The 19,988-nt window shown below is 35.9% G+C and carries 19 protein-coding genes and 1 pseudogene; 10 read left to right on the forward strand and 10 right to left on the reverse strand.

The window, feature by feature from the left end:
* Window positions 1-90: 90 nt before the first annotated feature.
* Together GTH25_RS08410 and yegD are read right to left on the reverse strand one after the other, a co-directional pair.
* Window positions 91-1,116: a threonine aldolase family protein gene (locus tag GTH25_RS08410; RefSeq protein ID WP_075672826.1), complete on the reverse strand. Its 1,026-nt coding sequence runs from the start codon at window positions 1,114-1,116 to the stop codon at window positions 91-93.
* Between the two features lie 140 nt (window positions 1,117-1,256).
* On the reverse strand, window positions 1,257-2,609 hold the full coding sequence (gene yegD, locus GTH25_RS08415) for a molecular chaperone (RefSeq protein ID WP_099660442.1): 1,353 nt from the start codon (window positions 2,607-2,609) through the stop codon (window positions 1,257-1,259).
* A 236-nt stretch (window positions 2,610-2,845) separates the two neighbouring features.
* Between yegD and GTH25_RS08420 the strand changes: the two genes are divergently transcribed.
* Window positions 2,846-3,322 carry a hypothetical protein gene (locus GTH25_RS08420; RefSeq protein ID WP_164530486.1) on the forward strand — a complete coding sequence of 159 codons (477 nt, stop codon included), beginning with the start codon at window positions 2,846-2,848 and terminating at the stop codon, window positions 3,320-3,322.
* On the opposite strand, the gene GTH25_RS08425 is transcribed toward GTH25_RS08420, so the two are convergent.
* Window positions 3,323-4,246 carry a LysR family transcriptional regulator gene (locus GTH25_RS08425; protein WP_075672829.1) on the reverse strand — a complete coding sequence of 308 codons (924 nt, stop codon included), beginning with the start codon at window positions 4,244-4,246 and terminating at the stop codon, window positions 3,323-3,325.
* A gap of 98 nt (window positions 4,247-4,344) precedes the next feature.
* On the opposite strand from GTH25_RS08425, the gene GTH25_RS08430 reads away from it, so the two are divergent.
* On the forward strand, window positions 4,345-4,800 hold the full coding sequence (locus tag GTH25_RS08430; protein ID WP_075672830.1) for a DMT family transporter: 456 nt from the start codon (window positions 4,345-4,347) through the stop codon (window positions 4,798-4,800).
* A gap of 3 nt (window positions 4,801-4,803) precedes the next feature.
* Entirely contained in the window at window positions 4,804-5,235 is a 432-nt protein-coding gene (locus tag GTH25_RS08435) for a DMT family transporter (protein WP_075672831.1), read from the forward strand.
* Between the two features lie 27 nt (window positions 5,236-5,262).
* Here the strand turns inward: GTH25_RS08435 and GTH25_RS08440 are convergent, their stop codons facing one another.
* A complete protein-coding gene (locus tag GTH25_RS08440) occupies window positions 5,263-5,676 on the reverse strand; it encodes a DUF6122 family protein (protein WP_075672832.1) in 414 nt (137 codons plus the stop codon).
* Window positions 5,677-5,778: 102 nt separating this feature from the next.
* Between GTH25_RS08440 and GTH25_RS08445 the strand changes: the two genes are divergently transcribed.
* Window positions 5,779-6,867 carry a linear amide C-N hydrolase gene (locus GTH25_RS08445; RefSeq protein WP_075672833.1) on the forward strand — a complete coding sequence of 363 codons (1,089 nt, stop codon included), beginning with the start codon at window positions 5,779-5,781 and terminating at the stop codon, window positions 6,865-6,867.
* Window positions 6,868-6,960: 93 nt separating this feature from the next.
* On the opposite strand, the gene GTH25_RS08450 is transcribed toward GTH25_RS08445, so the two are convergent.
* Entirely contained in the window at window positions 6,961-7,107 is a 147-nt protein-coding gene (locus GTH25_RS08450) for a hypothetical protein (RefSeq protein WP_226891894.1), read from the reverse strand.
* 270 nt (window positions 7,108-7,377) lie between these two features.
* Here GTH25_RS08450 and mnmH point away from each other — a divergent pair, with 270 nt between their 5' ends.
* Window positions 7,378-8,463, forward strand: a complete 1,086-nt coding sequence (gene mnmH, locus GTH25_RS08455) for a tRNA 2-selenouridine(34) synthase MnmH (protein ID WP_075672834.1) — start codon at window positions 7,378-7,380, stop codon at window positions 8,461-8,463.
* Between the two features lie 91 nt (window positions 8,464-8,554).
* Here the strand turns inward: mnmH and GTH25_RS08460 are convergent, their stop codons facing one another.
* Entirely contained in the window at window positions 8,555-9,298 is a 744-nt protein-coding gene (locus tag GTH25_RS08460; RefSeq protein WP_156733404.1) for a DUF4184 family protein, read from the reverse strand.
* Window positions 9,299-9,405: 107 nt separating this feature from the next.
* Between GTH25_RS08460 and GTH25_RS08465 the strand changes: the two are divergent.
* Window positions 9,406-9,519: pseudogene (locus GTH25_RS08465) on the forward strand (transcriptional regulator); the annotation flags it as partial.
* A gap of 247 nt (window positions 9,520-9,766) precedes the next feature.
* Here GTH25_RS08465 and GTH25_RS08470 read toward each other — a convergent pair.
* Both GTH25_RS08470 and GTH25_RS08475 read right to left on the reverse strand, forming a co-directional pair.
* Window positions 9,767-11,419 carry a DUF4139 domain-containing protein gene (locus tag GTH25_RS08470; protein WP_164530188.1) on the reverse strand — a complete coding sequence of 551 codons (1,653 nt, stop codon included), beginning with the start codon at window positions 11,417-11,419 and terminating at the stop codon, window positions 9,767-9,769.
* A 361-nt stretch (window positions 11,420-11,780) separates the two neighbouring features.
* Window positions 11,781-13,181 carry an amidohydrolase gene (locus tag GTH25_RS08475; RefSeq protein WP_075672868.1) on the reverse strand — a complete coding sequence of 467 codons (1,401 nt, stop codon included), beginning with the start codon at window positions 13,179-13,181 and terminating at the stop codon, window positions 11,781-11,783.
* Between the two features lie 173 nt (window positions 13,182-13,354).
* Here GTH25_RS08475 and GTH25_RS08480 point away from each other — a divergent pair, with 173 nt between their 5' ends.
* A complete protein-coding gene (locus GTH25_RS08480; protein WP_156733406.1) occupies window positions 13,355-14,593 on the forward strand; it encodes a TerD family protein in 1,239 nt (412 codons plus the stop codon).
* 102 nt (window positions 14,594-14,695) lie between these two features.
* Here GTH25_RS08480 and GTH25_RS08485 read toward each other — a convergent pair whose 3' ends face one another.
* Together GTH25_RS08485 and GTH25_RS08490 are read right to left on the reverse strand one after the other, a co-directional pair.
* Entirely contained in the window at window positions 14,696-15,151 is a 456-nt protein-coding gene (locus tag GTH25_RS08485; protein WP_075672841.1) for a YaiI/YqxD family protein, read from the reverse strand.
* Window positions 15,152-15,220: 69 nt separating this feature from the next.
* Window positions 15,221-16,096: an EamA family transporter gene (locus GTH25_RS08490; protein ID WP_164530487.1), complete on the reverse strand. Its 876-nt coding sequence runs from the start codon at window positions 16,094-16,096 to the stop codon at window positions 15,221-15,223.
* A 99-nt stretch (window positions 16,097-16,195) separates the two neighbouring features.
* Here GTH25_RS08490 and GTH25_RS08495 point away from each other — a divergent pair, with 99 nt between their 5' ends.
* The 3 genes from GTH25_RS08495 to GTH25_RS08505 all read left to right on the forward strand — a co-directional run bounded on the left by GTH25_RS08495 (window position 16,196) and on the right by GTH25_RS08505 (window position 19,982).
* The gene (locus GTH25_RS08495; protein ID WP_075672843.1) at window positions 16,196-16,678 is read left to right on the forward strand and encodes a MarR family winged helix-turn-helix transcriptional regulator; all 483 of its coding nucleotides are present in this window, start codon (window positions 16,196-16,198) and stop codon (window positions 16,676-16,678) included.
* Between the two features lie 284 nt (window positions 16,679-16,962).
* Complete coding sequence (locus tag GTH25_RS08500; RefSeq protein ID WP_075672844.1) at window positions 16,963-19,101, forward strand: TonB-dependent receptor plug domain-containing protein; 2,139 nt, start codon at window positions 16,963-16,965, stop codon at window positions 19,099-19,101.
* 2 nt (window positions 19,102-19,103) lie between these two features.
* Entirely contained in the window at window positions 19,104-19,982 is an 879-nt protein-coding gene (locus tag GTH25_RS08505; protein ID WP_223672422.1) for a heme/hemin ABC transporter substrate-binding protein, read from the forward strand.
* Window positions 19,983-19,988: the final 6 nt, after the last annotated feature.

Consider the following 19,988-nt stretch of genomic DNA (forward strand, 5'->3'; position numbering starts at 1 on the left):
GGCAATTAAATTTTGATTATATTGAAAATGCATTACACACGTAATAAGCGTGTAATGCATAACAATAAGAGATAAGTTTAAACGGAAAATTTAAACTAATTGCAGAAATGCTGTTTTAAATCCATCGATATCTTGTTGTGTTGTTGCCCAAGAAGTACAAAGACGTAAGCAACTCAAGTTAGGATCTTCAAGTAATACACGATGAAAAACAAACTGTTGTGTTAATTTTTCCGCAATCGTGTTTGGTAAAATAACAAAAACTTGGTTAGATTCAGGCGGAGCTAAAAATTCAAAGCCTTGTTCAGTAAAGAATTCGGTTAATTGTGATGCCATTTCATTAATGTGTTTGCCTAATTTAAAATAGAGATCATCTTTAAATAAAACTTCAAACTGCGCACCTAATAACCAACCTTTCGCTTGTAATCCACCCTTTTGTTTTAAGCTAAAACGGAAATCAGATTTTAGTGCAGGATGACAAATCACGAGCGTTTCAGCTGACATTGCACCGATTTTAGTACCACCAATATAAAATGCATCGGTTAAGCTGGCGATATCTTCAATAGTCAGATCACTTTGTGCGGACATTAATCCTGCGGCTAAACGAGCACCATCAAGGTACAACCATAAATTATGTTCGTTACAGTAGTTACGTAATGCTTGCAACTCCGCTTTGCGGTAAACCGTACCAATTTCTGTGGCATTCGTTATATAAACAAGTTTGGGTTGAACCCAATGTTCATCATTATGCTCAGCAAGAATAGGTTTTAATAACTCTGGTGTTAATTTGCCATCAGCGGAAAATGTCGTGATAACTTTATGTCCTGTTGCTTCAATAGCGCCTGTTTCATGTGTCGCAATATGCCCAGTACTGATAGAAATAACTGCTTGGTGTGGACGTAAAAAATGAGAGATTGCAGTTAAATTAGTAATGGTACCACCATTAAAAAAGTGAATATCTGCATCAGGTTGTTGAATACGCTGTTTTATTGATTGAGCAGCTTGATGACAAAGCTTATCCATGCCATATCCATCATAGCGTTGCCCCACTGTATCAGTGATTGCCTTCATGACCGCAGGATGTGCAATTTCATTATAATCATTTTGGAAGCGGTACATGTGTTCTCCTGTCGAATGTTGTATTTTTATCGTGTTTTATAAAGCAAAACGCTCTACATCTAATCAATACAAAGATTGAATGTAAAGCGCTTTAATATATTGAAAACATCAGTTATTTAAAACCGACTATTTAATACTCATTATTTAAAGCAGACCTCGCCCCAACGCGCCAAACCTGCAGTAACCGATCCAAAGTCATTACCTTTAACAATTGGAATATTAGGCAATTGCTGTTCAATGGCTTGACATAAAATAGGTGAACGCGCAGAGCCTCCCGTCATAAAGACAGCATCGGGTTTTATTCCCCCTTGCAAAACGGCATCATTAACTAATTCAATCATTTTACTTTTAGGAGATTCAATCGACTCCACCATTTGCTCACGCTCAATGGTGCATTCTAATGTTTCACTTAATAAGGCGATATTAGCAATATATTCAGGAGAATCTGATAAAGCGATTTTAGCTTCTTCAGCACGTCTAACAATGCTATAGCCCAATGTTTCATTATAGACTTCAATAAGACGCGCTATTTTTTCAGGCTCTTTAGCGTCTCGTCTTAGCTGATTTAATACAGCAAGATTTTGACGAGAATAAAAATCTTTTTGTGCTTCGACATTATTTATCGCAATCGGGTCCCAGAATTGCCTCAGTGGTAATTTAATCCCTGAAGACGTTAACCCTGTCATACCAAATAATGGCATAAGCTGTTTAAAAGCAAGATAAATATCAAGATCGTTACCACCAACACGTTGTCCACTATGGGCAAGTAATGTATTTGAACGGTCGGTTTTGCCTTGGTAGCTTGGCCCCATTTGAATTAATGAGCAATCAGTGGTACCGCCACCAATATCAACGACTAATACAGTTTGGTCTTTAGTTAACGTTGACTCATATTCCAGCCCAGCAGCAACAGGTTCAAATTCAAACATAATATTCTTAAAGCCGGCCCTTTTAGCTGCACGGATAAGAATACTTTCAGCTTGCCTATTTGAAGCGTCGCCACCTAACCCATTAAAGTTAATCGGCTTGCCAATAACGGTATCAGTGATCGCTTCTTGTGTACTTTTTTCTGCTTGGTGCTTAATATTTGCCATCATGGCGCAAACTAAATCTTCAAAGAAGCTAATTTGTATATCATGTAGGCCAGAAGCACCTAAAAAGGATTTGGGTGATTTAACGTAATAGACATCACGAGGATCACGTAGGTATAAACTTAGTGCAGATTGTCCGAAAAGAATATCTTCAGGAACTAATTCAATATCTTCTTCTCGATTAAACGCAATCGACTTTCTTAATAGTTGTTCGCCAACTTCGCTGGAAGGTTTAATATTTAAATGGCGAAATAAGTGCTCAGAAACAGATTCACGGGTTGGCGCACAAAGGGTTGATGGAATATACACATCATTACCTTCTAAAGGCAAAAGAGTGGGTTTCCCCTCTTTCATAATTGCAACAGAACAGTTCGATGTTCCGTAGTCAAAGCCAATAAACATTCAGCCTCCCCAATAGACTTCATTAAAAAAAGACTGAGCACTCTACATCAAGCTTTTTGCAATTACCACCAGATTATGAGGTTTAAAAGAGAGAAAAATCCCTTAAAGCGACAATAAAAATGATTGGATTAGTCGCTATTTTTTAGCACATTTATTCCCTATTAAACTCAATGTAAAAAAGAAAAGTAGGTAAGATAAGTCAGCAAATTTATTAGATATTTTTTATGGATAAATAAATGAACACAATTCACTTATGCGTAGTAGGAATTTCAGGTTATGAAGGGCCAGATTTTATTTTAGGAGCTTTTGATAACGAAGATATTGCTGAAAAAGCAAAAACGACATTTATTAGAGATAATCAAAACGAGGACAATCAAGTCAAAATACTTGCTGAAAAAGACCGATGGATAGAAGTTAAAGAGGTGAAATTAGATAGTTTTAGCTGTGATATTCCCCTTTCAGATTTTTATTACATAGTTTCACGTTTTAGTGAGGGATTTGGTCAGATCTATCGTGATATTGAAGCGATTTTTGATAACTATGAAAATGCGCTTGTTAAATTAGAACAACTTGAAAAAGAGCATGATGAATCTGATAGCTCGTTTCCTGAATATTTTGCGATTGAGAAGCTACAAGCAAATCAAATTAATACTAAAACCGTAACGCAGTGGTTAGCAGATGACTTTTTCGGCGATGATAACCGTTTATTGTGATTATTCTTTTTCGATATTGTGTTGATAGTCGCTATTAACACCGAATTGCTCTTTTAAGAAATCAACAAATAGCGTTATCTTGCGCGGAAGATTTTTTTTGTCAGGATAAACCGCATAAATAAAGTGCTCAGGTAAATCGAAGTGCGTCAATATAGGGATAAGCTTTTTATCTGTATTTGATAAGGCTGTTTGAGTAATGAAATGAGGGAGTAAAGCAATACCTATTCCCTGTAAAACGGCTTGTAATAATGCTTCACTATTATTGGCACGATAACTACCTTTAGGAATGTGACTATATTTTTTACCTCTTTGATAAAAAACCCACTCCATGCCAGCTTGATATAATGAATACGATAAGCAATTGTGGTTTTTTAACTCAGAAACTTGCATGGGTTCACCATATTTATCAAGATATTCTGAAGAAGCATAAAGCTGGCTATGACAAGGTGATAATTGACGTGCTATCAATGAAGAATCGGGTAATTCACCAATTCTAATTGCAAGATCGTATCCTTCTGCTACTAAATCCGTTACTTTGTCATCAAATAAAAGTTGTACATCAAGCTCTGGGTACTTCTGCATAAATAAAGGCATTATCTTAGCAAGATGTAACGTACCAAATGACATGGGCGCTGAAATTTTAATTCTACCTTTGGCTTTATCGCTAAATTGTGAAACAGCCTCTTCTGCCATTACCGCTAACTTATAAGACTCTCGAATATAGCCAATATAAACAATGCCTTCTTCGGTTAAACTGACACTTCTTGTTGTTCTATGAAATAGGCGTATACCTAACTTCTCTTCAACACCCTGGATTGCCTTACTAACTGCTGATTTTGTCATATTCAATGTTTTGGCAGCTTTGGTAATACTCAAATGCTCAGTCACAGCAATCAGAATGGGAAAAACATTCATATCATTCATATTGTCAACCTAAAGTAAACAGTGTGTTTTCTTGCCTGTATTGTTGAAAGAGAATATTTTAAGCCCACACAAAAAATGATTTATATAGGCTTAATATTATGAATAACAAGTATATTCTTTCTCTTGTTGCAGTCTTTTCTGGCGTTTTACTTTCATTAATGATTATGAGTAATAGTTACTTAGCCAGTTTTACAACGCCATTAACCGCATCATGGATAACACACGGTATAGGGACTCTTTTCTCTTTAATTATATACATTTTATATTTAAGAAAGAATCAACTAACTAAGAAAAACAATAACAAAATAAAAATCCTATTGTATTTGGGAGGGATCCCTGGGGCATTTACGGTGTTATTAGCTGCAATTACAGTAAATAGCCCATTATCGCTCTCCGGTAGTATTATTTTAATGATAACAGGGCAAATTCTTTTTAGCGTTATTGTTGATGCAATGGGATGGTTTGGGGTTGAAAAAAGGAAAATCACCCTACGTGATTTATTTATGTGCTTTTTACTTATTTCTGGTAGTACATTATTAATTATAGGTAGATAACTAATGAGTGTTTTTATTTTAATTGCATTATTTAATGGTGTTTGTATTGTAACAAGTCGTACTCTGAATGGTAAGTTAGCACAAAATAGCAATGCTTTTTATAGCTCTTTAATCAATCACTTAGTCGGTTTTATATTTTTAACTATCTTTGTTCTATGGGTGAAAGATTACCACGCTATTGAACTATCTACGATCCCTTTAATTGCCTTTGCTGGTGGTATTATTGGTGCATTCTTCGTGGTCATTAATAGTTATGTTCTACCGTTATTGGGGGTTATGTTAACGTCTGTTTTAGCCATTTGCGGACAAATGATCTCAAGTCTAGTTATTGATATATTCAGTGGTATTGAAAGTAATAACCTACTATTGCAAATAATAGGTGTTTTGCTGATTATTGGTGGTGTGTTAATAAAATTTACTAAGCAATCTAAATAAAAAATAAAGGGATAATTAAAATCCCTACTATTTGGGTGCAATAAATTTATTATTGAAAGTAGACATAAAGTAATTTTTATCACAACTCATCATTATTGTTAGATCGGGTTTTAATCCACCTAAATAACAGTCAACTGAGTCGGTAAATAAGTGAAATAAACACCCTACTGCAATGGCTTTTAATTTCCATGAGGGTAAAAACCATATACCTAAGTAAATCAAGGCAGCCCAAACAGTATGTAATGGATGAAAGCCTACGCTACAGCGGTTGGGATCAAATATAGGTGTTGCTAACAAATGGTCAATATCGATGGCCATTGTTCCTATCATAAGAAGTGAGGCTATCTTCCAATTCTTACCCCAGAAAAGATAGCCTAATAAAATGGGTGCCAGAAAATGCAAGCTATAGTGTAAAAATGTTCTAACAATTTCAAGTATCACAAGATCTCCAATGTTCTAAAAATATTTGTTATTTAATTACCAAATAGTTGTCGTATTCTTTATTTGAACTAACTTTAAAGGAGTTTTTTAATTAAGGAATTCATAATGAAACGCAATAAAATATTGGTTGGTTTATTATCCTCATTACTCGCTGTTTCAGTAGCGAGTGAAGCCTGTTCTAGTTTGGCTATACTTGATAAAAATAATAACGTTTACCAAGGTAGAACACTTGAACTGACGGCAGATTTACCTTCATGGGTTACTTTTTATCCTAAAAATACACAATTCACAAAAAAAGCTCCTAATGGTGAAAATAGCCTAAGTTATAGCAATAAATATGACATATTAGCCGTTACAACAGATATCTTTTTTGATGGTGATGATCATAACCTATTACAAGGTTTAAATAGTGCGGGTTTGTCATTTAGCGCCAATATGATAACAGAAGCTGAATTATCACCGCTTGATAAAAAGGATTATGATAAAGCCATTCCCGTTACTTCTATAGGTGAATGGGCTTTAGCTAATTTTTCAACAGTTGAAGAAGTACAAGAAGCGGTTGAGTCAGGTTATTTTTGGGCTCCCGTGTTAAAAAACTTTGGCAATCTAAAATCGCCTTTTCACTATGCTTTTTATGATAAAAAAGGTGGCAGTATTGTCGTTGAAGCTACAAACGGTAAATTACACGTTTATCAAAATCCAACCCGTGTAATGACAAATGGTCCAGACTTTCCTTGGCATTTAACTAACCTCAATAATTATAGCCAATTAACTAATATTGATAAATCTTCAGGTAAATTGGCTAATATCAATGTCGTACAGCCTGATAGTGGCATTGCAACATCTCAATTACCTTCATCAGATACATCTGTCGGCCGTTTTATCCGCGCGGTTTATTTTTCAACCTACGCACCAACAGCCGAATCAACACCCGAAGCGATGAATACCCTAGCGCACATTATGAATCGCTTTGATAGAACAAAAAATATCACGGCTGATATCATGGGCGAAAGTCAAAGCACTAGTAATCAACTGCAAACGGAATACACTGTTTGGACAACGTTATCTGATTTGACGAATGGTACAATGAAAATAAGAGGCTATAACGATATCAACTATACCGAATATTCTCTTTCACAGTTTAAAGATATGAATAAACCTGCTTTTGAACAGATTAACTTGAATAAATAATCTTTCATCGTTGCGTTAGAGGCTGGCGACTTATTATTAACGCCACCTCTACTAAAATAACAATATAGAAAAGAAATATTTCTAATGTGGTGCTTAATTAGGCAATACCCTACCTATTTCACCTAATGTAAATGCTAAATCAACGGCTGCAATCTGTGATCCTGTATAGGCATCAATCTGAGACATTTGTGCATTTAATAATGCAACCTCTGCGGTATTAATTTCGGTTACTGTTCCCAATCCGTTGCGATAAAATTCTACACTGGCGGTACATGTTAATTGTGTTGTCTCTACTATTCATCTTTTTTGTGCTGCACCATAGCTAAAATAGGTAACCGAAACATCATGAATAAGTTAGATGTTTTTATCTATCAATCTACAACCTTATCTTAAATTTTTTTCTTGAAAGAAGGACTCCATTTTTAAATATGACTGTAATTATGGGCGTTACATGATTTTAAGAGTATAGTAGTCAATCTTTCAGCCAGACTAGATACAACAATTTTTATTATGGAATCAGCTTTTTTTGCTCAAAATATTCGACATATTCTTGCTAATAACACACCTATTATTGATGTGCGTGCACCTATTGAATTTAATCAAGGCTCAATCCCTAATGCGATTAATTTACCTTTAATGAATGATGAAGAACGTGCTGCTGTGGGGACTTGTTATAAACAACAAGGCTCACAAAAAGCGGTTGATTTAGGGCATCAATTGGTAAGTGGTGAAACTCGTGAGAACCGTATCGCAACTTGGCGTGATGCTTGTGAGCAATTTCCAAATGGTTATATTTGCTGTGCTCGTGGAGGAATGCGTTCTCATATCGTTCAGCAATGGCTTAAAGAAAGTGGTATAGATTATCCATTAATTGAAGGGGGATATAAGGCGTTAAGACAGACTGTTATTGAAATGACCAATGAATTAGTTCAACGCCCTATTATCTTAATTGGTGGATGTACCGGTAATGGAAAAACGACTTTAGTGCGTTCATTACCAGAAGGTATTGATCTCGAAGGTATTGCACATCATCGAGGTTCATCTTTTGGTCGTACAGTAGAAGAGCAATTTCCGCAGGCCACATTTGAAAACCATCTTGGTGTTGAAATGTTGAAAAAATCACCGAAATATACACGATGGGTGCTTGAGGATGAAGGTCGTGCTATTGGAGCCAATGGATTGCCTGAATGTTTGCGAGCAAAAATGGTTGATGCTTCAATAGTTGTTGTGGATGATCCCTTCGAGCGACGCATAGAACGTTTGAAAGCAGAGTATTTTGATCGTATGACGCACGATTATCTGGAAGCGTATGGCGAAGAAAAAGGTTGGCAAGCTTACAGTGATTATTTACATCATGGTTTATTTGCTATCCGCCGCCGATTGGGCTCTCAAAGAGCAATGGAATTAACGCAGTTGCTAGATGATGCCCTAGAAATTCAGAAAAAAGAGTCTAATACAGAAGCACATTTTTCTTGGTTAACCCCTTTACTAAAAGAATATTACGATCCGATGTATCGTTATCAATTAAGCAAAAAGGAAGATAAGATTATTTACCAAGGAAGCTATGAAGAAGTCATGCAGTGGTTTAAAAACTAATAAATAGCTAAGATTTTCTGTATTAAATACAGAGTATACCAAAGAAGAGCCTCGTAAATTTATGTTACGGGGCTTTTTTTAGTTTACTTGGTCAAACTTTAGTTCGGTATAACCAAGCTCCTAAGATTATCATTAAACCAAAGAAAAAAGGCACTGCCAAAGAGAGCTCAAGGAAAATAAACCGATTAATGTTAATTCCCTGCCCTTTATTTGAGAATTGTAAAGCTAAAGGCAAAGCACATAATCCAGACAGAAAACCGATCCCAATTAAGCGATATAACTTAATACGATTTTCTTTTTGTGTTGGAGCATCTTGTTTGCGCTGGTATTGAATGTATTTCCAACACAAATAAAGCAACCCTAATACAGAGCCTAAATGTTGTAATAATTTATAGATAGCAATCTCTTGGCTATCAGTCATTCCTTGTAATAACTGTGCTTGTAGTACAGAAAACAATCTGACAGCAGTTCCTGTTTCGTGGGTAAAAGAATCCCATACAATATGAGTTATTGCACCAATATATAGAGATAAAACAAATAAGCTTAATGCTCGAATATTGGGTTTTATTGGCTCATATAAAGGGATCGGCGATACGCACTTTAATGGGTTTCGTAGTAAATAATTTAGAATAAAAACCAGTAAACAAAAAGGAAATGCAGTATAAAACCAGCCCAATAAATCATGTGCCGTTGTTGCTGATTGATATAAACCAAAAGAATAGAGTAAATCAGGTGAAGTACTTCCTACAATTAATGCAGGTAAATTAAGGTTTTTTCCTATTCGGGACTGCTTTATGGGGAAAACAATAGAAGGATGTGAAAAAGTCCACGGCATAGGAATATCTCTATAATATGAAGATGAATAACAAAAAATGAGTATAAGTATAAGTATAAGTATGAGTATGAGTATGAGTATATCAGTAGATTAGCTAAGCTTTATCTGAAACCATGGGATTACCTGGTACAGGGCGTCGTCGCACACCAGGATTACGTCGTGAGGAAGTTGCTGCACTCTCTGGCGTTGGGCTAACTTGGTATACATGGCTTGAACAAGGAAATTACCTCTACCACTGCCACATAGTGTTTCTGAACAGCTTGATATTTCATATATTTTACTGTGGCATAAACGCCATGCGTATAACTCTAAAGTGTTGTGGTTAAGAGAAACGATCAAAAATAATGTTAATCAATTTATGCAGAAAAATGGCCATTAAAAATTTTACTGCTATTTATTTAGTTTCTTCTGTGAATAGAAAAAGGTGCAATTGCACCCTCTTCTATTTTTTAATTTAAATAAGAGAAATTATAACCCCATAATTTGTCTATTTTTAGGATAAGAAAGGGTATAATTTAATGGTAATGATTTTTCCTCTTTGGCACCTAATATAATATCCCATTTAATTTCGCCAGTATCTTTATCAAGTACACCATCTTTATAAACTGCATCTGCTACATTGATATTGCTTTCCTGACTAAGTGGAAGTTGATCGTAAATAGTAACTTTTACAGGAGAGTTATAAGTATTTCTTACTTTAATGGTATAACTCTCTTTTTGTTCAATCGTTGTACCAATAAAGATGGGCTCTTTTCTTATCTTCTCATTGTTAATACGGCTAATTTGAATATTTTTATCTATTCCAAATGGAATATTAAGTAACTCTGTTAATTCGTTAGTATTAATATAACTATTACCAATAAAGTTATTCATATAGTAAATATTCGCACGGCCATTAAGTAAATTTAAGTTTTCCCAATCTTTGACTTCAGCTTGTAAATAAACTTCTTCAACTAATTTAGGCGTCGTTAAATAGCGATAATTCGCAACAACTTCTTTTTGATTAATCACTAATGTATTAGGTTCCGTGCTATTTTTTAAGGTGTAAGGTAGTGCGATAGCATGGCTTAAATTGATACCATTATTATTGGTTGTTACATATCGTGTTACTCCTTTATTTAATTGTTTTTCATGGCTTTCTTCTCTTATCATCGCAGGAGATGGTGCGGCTGGAGAAGCCATCTCCATACTCATATTTTTACTTCTAAATTTAGCATTATCATTGTAAAGAGCGAGATACCATGGCGATAAAGTTGGTGCAGTAATATTTAAAGATGGATTTGTGGATGTTAAAATCAGTTTTACTTTATCCCAATTTAAGCCTGTATTTTGAATAACATCCGCTTTGTAGGTGAGTAATATTGGCTTATCCATTCCTTGGCTTCGAATATCATAAGCAGGTGACCATCCTGCATCTGGTGTTATATAAGAAATACGCATTTTACTGATTAGATTTTTTGATGTGCCTAAAGATAAAACAATTTGTGTTTTCTCTTGCGCAATAATTGGCATATCAATTTCTAATTGTCGGCTTAGCTCTTCTAATTGTTCTGTTAATTCAGCGATTTCTTCACGCGCCATTTTTTGCTGATTTAGAATAGATGTCATTTTTTGGCTAATAAAATCAAATTTTTGTGATGAGTGTTCTAATGACTGAGTTTCACCATAACCAAAAAATGATTGGTCTTTTAATAAAGTAATTTGTTCATTACCCACATTAATATTGATGTTTAATTCTTCAATTCGCTTATTAATGTCTTTCTGTTTTTCCATCAATACTGCAATGTCTGAAGGGTAACTAGGAGCAATAGGAATTTTTTTAACGTTAATGGTATTAATAATCACATCTTCATTATCAATGCTAATTGATAAACTTCTAGGATCAATATTGTTTGCAACATTAGATAAAACAACTTCACTCTGCCCCGCAGGTAAGTTGAGCGTGACGTTATTTTCAAGCTCAGCACCCCGTAAAAAAATTGTTGCTTGATTGAGTTTTATATCATAATTAAGCGGTTTAGTAGGGACTACTGAATTGATTTCATTAGCAAAAGTACTAGTTGCACTAATAATAGATAATGTAATAAGCGATAGCGTTAATTTATTGGGTTTAATCATCATTTTCATTCTATCCATAGTTGATGAGCAGTATTAGTGAGAACTGCAAAATAGAGATGCACTGTTGCACAAGTATATTTAGATAGTATTGCATCTCTAATAAATTAGATAACAGAATAAACTTAAATACCTAATAGTTGTGAAGGAGAAAAAATAGATAAAACAGTGTGTTAGTGTTTTAAATTAAATAACTATTTAAATAATAAGGATTATCTTAATGATGGTGCAATATTTAGCTTTTATTAACTTTATATAGTCTTGTTTCGATAAAAATAAGCAGAAAAGATTAATGTACTCTAGCAATAACAATAAAAAAGGCAGTTTAAAAACAAACTGCCTAGGATAAAGATGTTTTTATCTATTTTTATTTAACAACTTCACCGCTGTCGATAACGGTTTTACGTACTTTATCTGAAAAATCTTGTGCTTCTTTAATAATGGCTTTTTCATCAACGGTTAATAGTTGGCGATCTTCCATTAAGATCTTTCCATCAACAATGGTGTGGCGAACATTACTGCCATTTGCGCCATAAACTAATGCGGCATAAGGACTATACATTGGCACCATATTAGGAGATTTAGTATCAACAACGATAATATCAGCAAGTTTGCCTGATTCTAAAGATCCCAGCTTATCTTCCATATGTAATACTTTCGCCGAACCCATTGTTGCCAGTTCTACTACAGTTAATGGTGGCATAGCAGCACGATCTTTATTCTCTAATTTATGGATTTTACCCACAAGATTTAGCTCATTCATGGTCGTTAGCGTGTTACTCGACATTGGACCATCAGTCCCTAAGCCCACACGAACACCCTTTTCTAACATCGCGACGACAGGCGCTACACCTTTTGCTGATTTAGTATTTGCACTGATATTATGAGCGACACCAACATCATATTTTTTCAGTAAATCAATATCTTTATCATCGACCATAATTGCGTGCGCTGCGATAACTTTATTATTTAGCGCTCCGATATCTGCCATATATTGAACTGGACTTTTACCGCCAGTACGTTTAGCAATTTCTTCTTGTTCACGGTCAGTTTCAGCTAAATGAATCATAACAGGAACATCAAGTTCTATTGATAATTTAGCAATTTTCTGAAGGTTTTCTGTGGTGTTAGTGTAAGGAGCATGTGGTGCAAATGCTGGGATAATACGAGGGTGATCTTTATATTCTTTGATAAAGTTTACTGCGTATTGGATGCCCTCTTCTGGTGTTTTCGCATCTGCAACAGGGAAATTAATAACAGATTCTCCTAATACTGCGCGATTACCCATTTTATCAACAGTTTTAGCTACTTCATCTTCGAAGTAATACATATCAACGTAAGTTGTTACGCCACCTTTTACCATTTCGATATTTGCAAGTTCAGCACCCACTCTGACCATTTCGCGAGAAACCATTTTGCTTTCGAGTGGGAAAATATAACGGTGAAGTCTGTCTGGTACATCATCAGCTAATGAACGAAATACAGTCATCGAACCATGTGTATGGGTGTTAATTAAACCCGGCATCACAATATCACCATCAACATCTAACACTTTATTGGCTTGATATTCTTTAGAAAGCTCAGGGCCACCAACGGCAATAATTTTATTTTCTTTTACGACAACAGTACCCTGTTCAATAACTTTATTTTGCTGATCCATAGTTAGAACAGTACCGTCAACTATCATCAAATCAGCCTGTTTTGCTGCGTAACTGGAAAAAGAGACCGCCATGACAGCCAAAGCAAGCATAGATTTAGAAAATGACATCATTACCTCTCGTCTTGATGGGAAAATTTCCCTAAGATTATAAATAAATTCATTGGTTTTTGATATCTAATGAAAGTGAAAGAGATCACCGAATAAATAATTAATTGAAGTTATTATCACTTCTTTCATCTCAATTTCTTGCAGTTGGTCTTATCAATCAAGGAGCAGTTTTAATGAGTAAAACGTTGCAACCGGGTGAAAATACATCACTCAGTGAAAATAAAGGACAAGTTAAAGTCTCTCATGCAGTAGGCGATAATCTTGATATTAATCTGACTGCATTTTTAGTATCAGGCTCAGGAAAAGTCGTTAATGACGATGATATGGTTTTCTTTAATGCTCCTCATCATGCTTCTGGTGCCGCTTCGTTTATTTCACCGATAACTCAAGGCTCAACAGTTATTCATAGTATTGATTTTGACTTTTCCCGTTTACCCGCAAATATTACCAAAATAGCAATTACATTAACGCAAGATGGCAGTGCTGGCGGTTTTGCTGTAGTTAATCAATTAAAAGCACAAGTGCTGATAAATAATGAAATTATTGAGTTAGCACCAAGCCAATTTTCACAAGAAACAGGCATTATCGTTTTAGAACTTTATGTTCGAAATGGTCAGAATAAAGTCCGTTCTGTTTGGCAAGGTTTTGCTTCTGGACTTTCAGGTTTATGTAACTTTTACGGTGTTGAAGTTGAAGAGCCAACTCCAGTTGTTACATCACCACCAGCCCCTGTAAATATACAAAAAAGTGTAGTGAAACTGACTAAACCGGATAGTAGTCATCGTGTTTCATTGCTAAAAGGTAATGATGCACCTAAACGTATTTTAGTCAGTGCAACATGGATAGATAATGGAGATGGGAAGGATAATGATGATTTAGATCTTCGTGTGGGAATTTTACGCCCGAATGGTCAAATGTCGATTATTCAAGCGCCAGATAAAAGCGGTGCTTTTAATTCTGATCCTTTTGTTTTCCACACTGGTGATGTGGTGAGTGTGAGTCAAGAACAACCCGGTTGCGAAACCGTTGAGATTAACCCCGCTATTTCCCAATTAATGGGTGGTAAAGTGGCGTTGGTGTGTAGTGTTTACTCTGCGATTAGTAACGGTTGTGTTTCTGTTGCCTCATTAAAACCAACAATGCGTATGGAATATGGCAATCAAGTGGTTGAATGTTCTTGTGAGTATAAAAAAGGCTTTTTCAATAATATGATTTATACCTATGTGATTGGTATTATTGAAATTGACCAAGATAGCATTACATTAAAACCATCAGGTGTAACATCAAGAGCAGGCAGTGAAGCGACGCCTTGGTTAACACGCAACGGTAATGAGCTTAAATTAACAATGGACGGCCCTCATGTTTTTAAAGGGAAGAAACCCAGTATTTTAGGCACCAAGCGTTATGTCTGATCTCATTATAAAAAAGAAATAATCTAAAGTTTATCTCAAAGAAAAACGGGCAATAATATCTATGCCCGTTTATTTTATTAAAAGCATTTATTACTGACTAAATTAAGTACGCTTTTTTTGTTGCAAAAGCCATTTATCTAATTCATTCGCAAAAAGTTGGCGGTCACGTTGACTTAAACTTGCGGGACCTCCCGTTTGAATTCCGCTTGCTCTCATCGTATCCATAAAATCACGTATATTTAGACGTTCCCGAATAGTTGCTTCAGTATAACGTTCGCCCCTTGGATTTAGAGCAACTGCGCCCTTTTCTATAACTTCGGCAGCTAATGGAATATCAGCAGTAATAACCAAGTCATCTTTATTAGTACGGCGAACAATTTCGTTATCAGCAACGTCAAACCCAGCAGAAACTTGTAATGTACGTAAGAAAGGCGATGCGGGTACGATTAATCGTTGATTAGCGACAAAAGTAATAATCACTTTTTCTCTATCTGCTGCACGATATAACACTTCTTTGATTACTTTTGGACATGCATCAGCATCAACCCATATAGGCATAACAACACTCTCTTGGTTATTCGGTATTAAATGGTCTGTATTTATGGTGTTTAAAATAACACATTAATCCTAACTAAGTGATTGAAGCTTTGCTCTTTCTCGTTTTTCTGACTGTTGATTAGTCCAGATACTGAGTAATATCACGATCATGCCTAGAATTTGTAAGCTCGTTAATTGTTGCCCTAACAATGCCCAACCTAAAATAACCGCGCTTAGTGGGCTTAAAAAGCCTAATGAAGCCACAGAGCTTGGTCCTAATAATGCAAGTCCTCTAAACCAGAAAATATAGGTTAATGCTCCACCTATTAAGGTTAAATAAGCCAAGCCTAGAAAATTAATTCCTGTTAATGAAGGTAATGCGGGTTCAAATAATAATGCAAAAGGTAATAATACAGCGCCACCAGCGGTTAATTGCCAAGCTGTAAAAGTTAAAGGTGTAACTGGCGGTTGCCAACGACGACTTAATACAGTACCTGTGGCCATAGAAAATGCGCCGCCTAATCCTGCAATTATTCCGATAGGATCAAGTGCTGCATTCGGTGTCAATATCAGTATTGCTACACCAAAAATACCGCCTAACGCAGCTGAAATAGACAACCACGACAGACGTGTTTGTAATAACCAACGAGATAAAAATAAGACAATTAAAGGCTGAACTGCACCCACTGTAGCCGCAACACCACCGGGTAAACGGTAGGCTGAAATAAATAATAACCACCAGAACAGCGAAAAATTTAAAATCCCCAAAATAATCACACGTAACCACCATATACCTTGTGGCAGTTGTCTCATGATAATTAATAATAAAATTCCTGCGGGTAATGCTCGTAATGCAGCTAACGTCATGGGAACATTAGCGGGTAACATTTCCGTTGTTACAATATAAGTGCTCCCCCATACAATGGGAGCTAATGCCGTTAATAGTAATGTTGTGTATCTATTCATAAAATCACTCGTTTAGTTGTTACTATACTTATTTATCTTGATGTCAAGATAAATTGATAATACCTTGACGTCAAGATAAATAATTGACATTATGAATACATGGACAGAATAGATAAAATTACTAAGCAATGGCAGCGTGAGCGCCCTGATCTTGATGTTAGTCCGATGGGATTAATTGGTCGATTGGGGAATATAACTTTGCACCTTTCGCGCGAAATGGAGAAAATTTTCTCTCAATTTGGCTTAAATACGTCAAGTTTTGATGTTCTTGCTACACTACGACGTGCAGGAGCTCCTTATACCCTTTCTCCTGGTGAGATGTTATCAACACTGATGGTTACATCAGGCACGATGACAAATCGTATTGATCAATTAGAAAAAGCAGGTTGGGTTATTCGTAAAGTTAATCCGGAAGATGGGCGTGGTTTTTTAGTTTCGCTAACACCGGAAGGCCTGGAGTTAATCAACCAAGTAATAGAAGCACATGTTGAAAATCAAAAACGTTTAGTCTCTGGTTTATCGCAACAAGAGCAACAAGCATTAAACCAATTGCTTAAAGTTTTTCTTAAAACATTAGAATAGTTTTTATCCCTTTTTATTTTCTCCCATTTAATCTAACTCTCTCGATAATAAAGGTAAGCATATAAACCGAGTGTCTTTACTTGCCTTCTTTTCTCTACTTGTTTAAAAACCCTTCTATTTATGTCGTTTCTTTCAATTTAAGCACCTAATGTGCATGGGATCACACCTTTACGTTGATTTAAATCAAAGATGTATTCTATTTACCTTTTTGTGGTTGATGAATAGTCAATCTTAAATTATAAAGCGAATGATAATTATTATTGATCTCATTAGGGTTCGCGATTATGTGTATTCGATTTAAGCCTTGCTTCGTATTATCAGCTTTAACACTTTCACTCTTTCAATATGCTCTTGCTAATACTATTTCGCCTGAAGAAGAAACTCTCGTTGTGACTACAACACGTAATGCCTCTTCGCTATGGAATAGCCCCGCTACCATTCAGGTTATTGATAAAGAAACATTAACTCAATCAACATCTTCTTCTATTGCAGACCAATTACGTGATATCCCTGGTGTTGAAGTCACGGATAACAGCCTCGCTGGTCGTAAACAGATCCGCATTCGTGGAGAAGCATCATCACGCGTGCTTTTGTTAGTTGATGGGCAAGAAGTGACCTATCAACGAGGTGGTCAAAACTTTGGTGCTGGCATTTTAATTGATGAATCTGCACTAGAGCGCATTGAAGTGGTTAAAGGCCCCTATTCTGTGCTTTATGGCTCACAAGCTATTGGTGGTGTAGTGAATTTAATTACTCAAAAAGGCGGCGATAAGCCTTTTGGCGGAAATGTTAAAGTTGTTTATGACTCAGCCACTGTGGGATGGAGAGAGTCTGCGTTAATTTCAGGTACTATCGGTGATTTTGAATATCGCCTTAATGGAAGTTATGCCGATCATGGTGACAGATATTCGCCTGATGGGCGTTTACCTAATACGCATTTTAGAAATAACGGTCAAGGTGCATGGTTAGGCTATAAAGTGGATAAACATAAGTTTGGCCTTTCACTCGATCGTTATAATTTATCAACACAATCTTATTATGCAGATGAAGGAAAGTATCAAGAGTTTAGCGTCAAAGTGCCTAAACTTGAGCGTGAAAAAGTGGGTTTATTTTATGACTATGAGGTTGATGCTGATTATTTCAAAAAACTTCATATTGATGCTTACACACAGCGTATAGAGCGAAAATTTGAAAACCGTGTAGGTGTTATTACACCAACAGGTAAGCCAATGATTGGTAATTTGACGGTTAAAAACAGAACCCAATCGGAAGATACACAGAATACTTATGGCATGACTATGCAGGCAAACTTTACATTACCTGCAAATAATGAATTAATTTTAGGCGCTCAATATCAACAAGATAAAGTAAAACAAACCTCTGTTGGTCAAACATCTTCAAATAGCACAACAGGCTTCCCACCTGCCGTAAATTACGAAAAAAAATCTCTGTTACATAATCGTAGTCAGCAAACTAATGTGTCTGTTTTTACCCAAAATGATTGGAAAATAACAGAGGATTGGTCATGGGCAATGGGCGCCAGACAATATTGGTTGAAATCAGAATTACAAGATGGTGATGAAACTGTTCATCATAATAAAATAGGAACAAGTTATAAGACATTGGGCTCTGATCCTGTAAGAGATAACGCATTTATTGTGTCATCTAATTTACGTTATTCTGGATTCAAAGATACAGAATTACGTCTTGCGTTTGCACAAGGTTATGTTTTCCCAACGCTTGTCCAGCAATTTATGAACACGACTGCTGGCGGTGCGGTGACTTACGGTAATCGAGATCTTGACGCTGAACACTCTAATAATGTGGAATTTGGTGCGCGTTATAAAGGGAATAATTGGTATATCGATAGCGCGATTTATTATTCTGAAGCCAAAGATTACATCACATCTCTTGCCTGTGCAGGCGAATCGATTTGCGAAGGAAATAGCAAAACAGGACGAGCAGATTATTTCTATTATGACAATATCGACCGCGCTAAAACCTATGGGATGGAAGTGATGGCCCAATACCAAGGTTGGTCAATTACGCCTTATGTTTCTGCCAATGTGATGCGCCGCCAATTTATTGGTTCAACATTGAAAACATGGGATACCGGCGAACCTATATTAACGACTCGCTTTGGCGCTAAACATTTATTATTGCTCAATAATATGAATTTAATGTCAGATTTGTATTTAAGAGCAGCAACAAAAGCGAAAGATCATAGCAACCCTGAAAACAAACAGCATTATGCCGGTTGGACAACGGTGAATCTTTCACTGAGTACAGAATTTGGCAATAACGATCAATACCGTATCAACTTTGATTTAAATAATATTTTAAATAAGCGTTATCAAACAGCTCATGAATCTATCCCAGCTACGGGTATTAATGCTGCAGTTGGTCTGACATGGGCATTTTAATTATGAAAAAAATAGTGATCGCATTTAGCTTGTTATTGTTACCTTTTAACTTAATGGCAAAAGATAACAACAATAGTGAGCGTTGGGTTATTGCCGGTGGCTCTATCACAGAATTAGTTTATGCCATAGGTGCTGGCAATAAGGTTGTTGGTGTTGATGAAACGACGTCTTATCCTGAACAAACGCAAGCATTGCCTCATATCGGATATTGGAAACAACTAAGTACAGAAGGTATTTTGTCTTTACGCCCTTCTACTTTTGTCACTTGGGATGATGCTGAACCTAAAATGGTATTGCGCCAACTGACACAGCATAATGTAAAGGTGATTTCCTTACCAAGAACACCCGCTACATTTGAATTGATGCTTAAAAATATTCGTACTCTAGCGATTTCATTAGATAAACAAAAGGAAGCAGAAGCATTAATTGATTCTCTTCAATCTCGTTTAGCCGTGATCCACGCTAAAAATAATCAAATTAAGCAAAAAGTAAAAGTGATGTTCTTTCTTTCACCTGGAGGTGGAATTCCTCAAGTTGCAGGGAAAACAAGTGTCGCTGATGCCATTCTTCATTTAGCCGGCGGAGAAAATATTGCCACGCACGAGAACTATCGTATTTATAGTGCAGAGGCGATTATTGCTGCCAATCCAGAATTAATTGTTATTACAACACAAAGTCAGAAAAACCAAACAGGTGGATTAAGAGCCTCAGAAGGGCTTGCTTCTGTACCTGGTGTTTCAATGACTCAAGCATGGAAAAAACAGCGCATTATTGAAATTGATCAATCCCTTATTTTGGGAATGGGACCTCGTATTGTGGATGCCGTTGAGTTATTGCATCAACAGTTTTATCCCGCTGATCCTGTTAATGATAATAAGTAGGAATGA

This window comes from Proteus terrae subsp. cibarius, assembly GCF_011045835.1.
Taxonomy (GTDB): Bacteria; Pseudomonadota; Gammaproteobacteria; order Enterobacterales; family Enterobacteriaceae; genus Proteus; species Proteus cibarius.

Coding starts and splice junctions, on each gene's coding strand:
- GTH25_RS08410 (WP_075672826.1), bottom strand. CDS start 1,116: ATGTACCGCTTCCAAAATGATTATAATGAAATTGCACATCCTGCGGTC.
- yegD (WP_099660442.1), bottom strand. CDS start 2,609: ATGTTTATTGGCTTTGACTACGGAACATCGAACTGTTCTGTTGCAATT.
- GTH25_RS08420 (WP_164530486.1), top strand. CDS start 2,846: ATGAACACAATTCACTTATGCGTAGTAGGAATTTCAGGTTATGAAGGG.
- GTH25_RS08425 (WP_075672829.1), bottom strand. CDS start 4,246: ATGAATGATATGAATGTTTTTCCCATTCTGATTGCTGTGACTGAGCAT.
- GTH25_RS08430 (WP_075672830.1), top strand. CDS start 4,345: ATGAATAACAAGTATATTCTTTCTCTTGTTGCAGTCTTTTCTGGCGTT.
- GTH25_RS08435 (WP_075672831.1), top strand. CDS start 4,804: ATGAGTGTTTTTATTTTAATTGCATTATTTAATGGTGTTTGTATTGTA.
- mnmH (WP_075672834.1), top strand. CDS start 7,378: ATGGAATCAGCTTTTTTTGCTCAAAATATTCGACATATTCTTGCTAAT.
- GTH25_RS08460 (WP_156733404.1), bottom strand. CDS start 9,298: ATGCCGTGGACTTTTTCACATCCTTCTATTGTTTTCCCCATAAAGCAG.
- GTH25_RS08470 (WP_164530188.1), bottom strand. CDS start 11,419: ATGATGATTAAACCCAATAAATTAACGCTATCGCTTATTACATTATCT.
- GTH25_RS08475 (WP_075672868.1), bottom strand. CDS start 13,181: ATGTCATTTTCTAAATCTATGCTTGCTTTGGCTGTCATGGCGGTCTCT.
- GTH25_RS08480 (WP_156733406.1), top strand. CDS start 13,355: ATGAGTAAAACGTTGCAACCGGGTGAAAATACATCACTCAGTGAAAAT.
- GTH25_RS08485 (WP_075672841.1), bottom strand. CDS start 15,151: ATGCCTATATGGGTTGATGCTGATGCATGTCCAAAAGTAATCAAAGAA.
- GTH25_RS08490 (WP_164530487.1), bottom strand. CDS start 16,096: ATGAATAGATACACAACATTACTATTAACGGCATTAGCTCCCATTGTA.
- GTH25_RS08495 (WP_075672843.1), top strand. CDS start 16,196: ATGGACAGAATAGATAAAATTACTAAGCAATGGCAGCGTGAGCGCCCT.
- GTH25_RS08500 (WP_075672844.1), top strand. CDS start 16,963: ATGTGTATTCGATTTAAGCCTTGCTTCGTATTATCAGCTTTAACACTT.
- GTH25_RS08505 (WP_223672422.1), top strand. CDS start 19,104: ATGAAAAAAATAGTGATCGCATTTAGCTTGTTATTGTTACCTTTTAAC.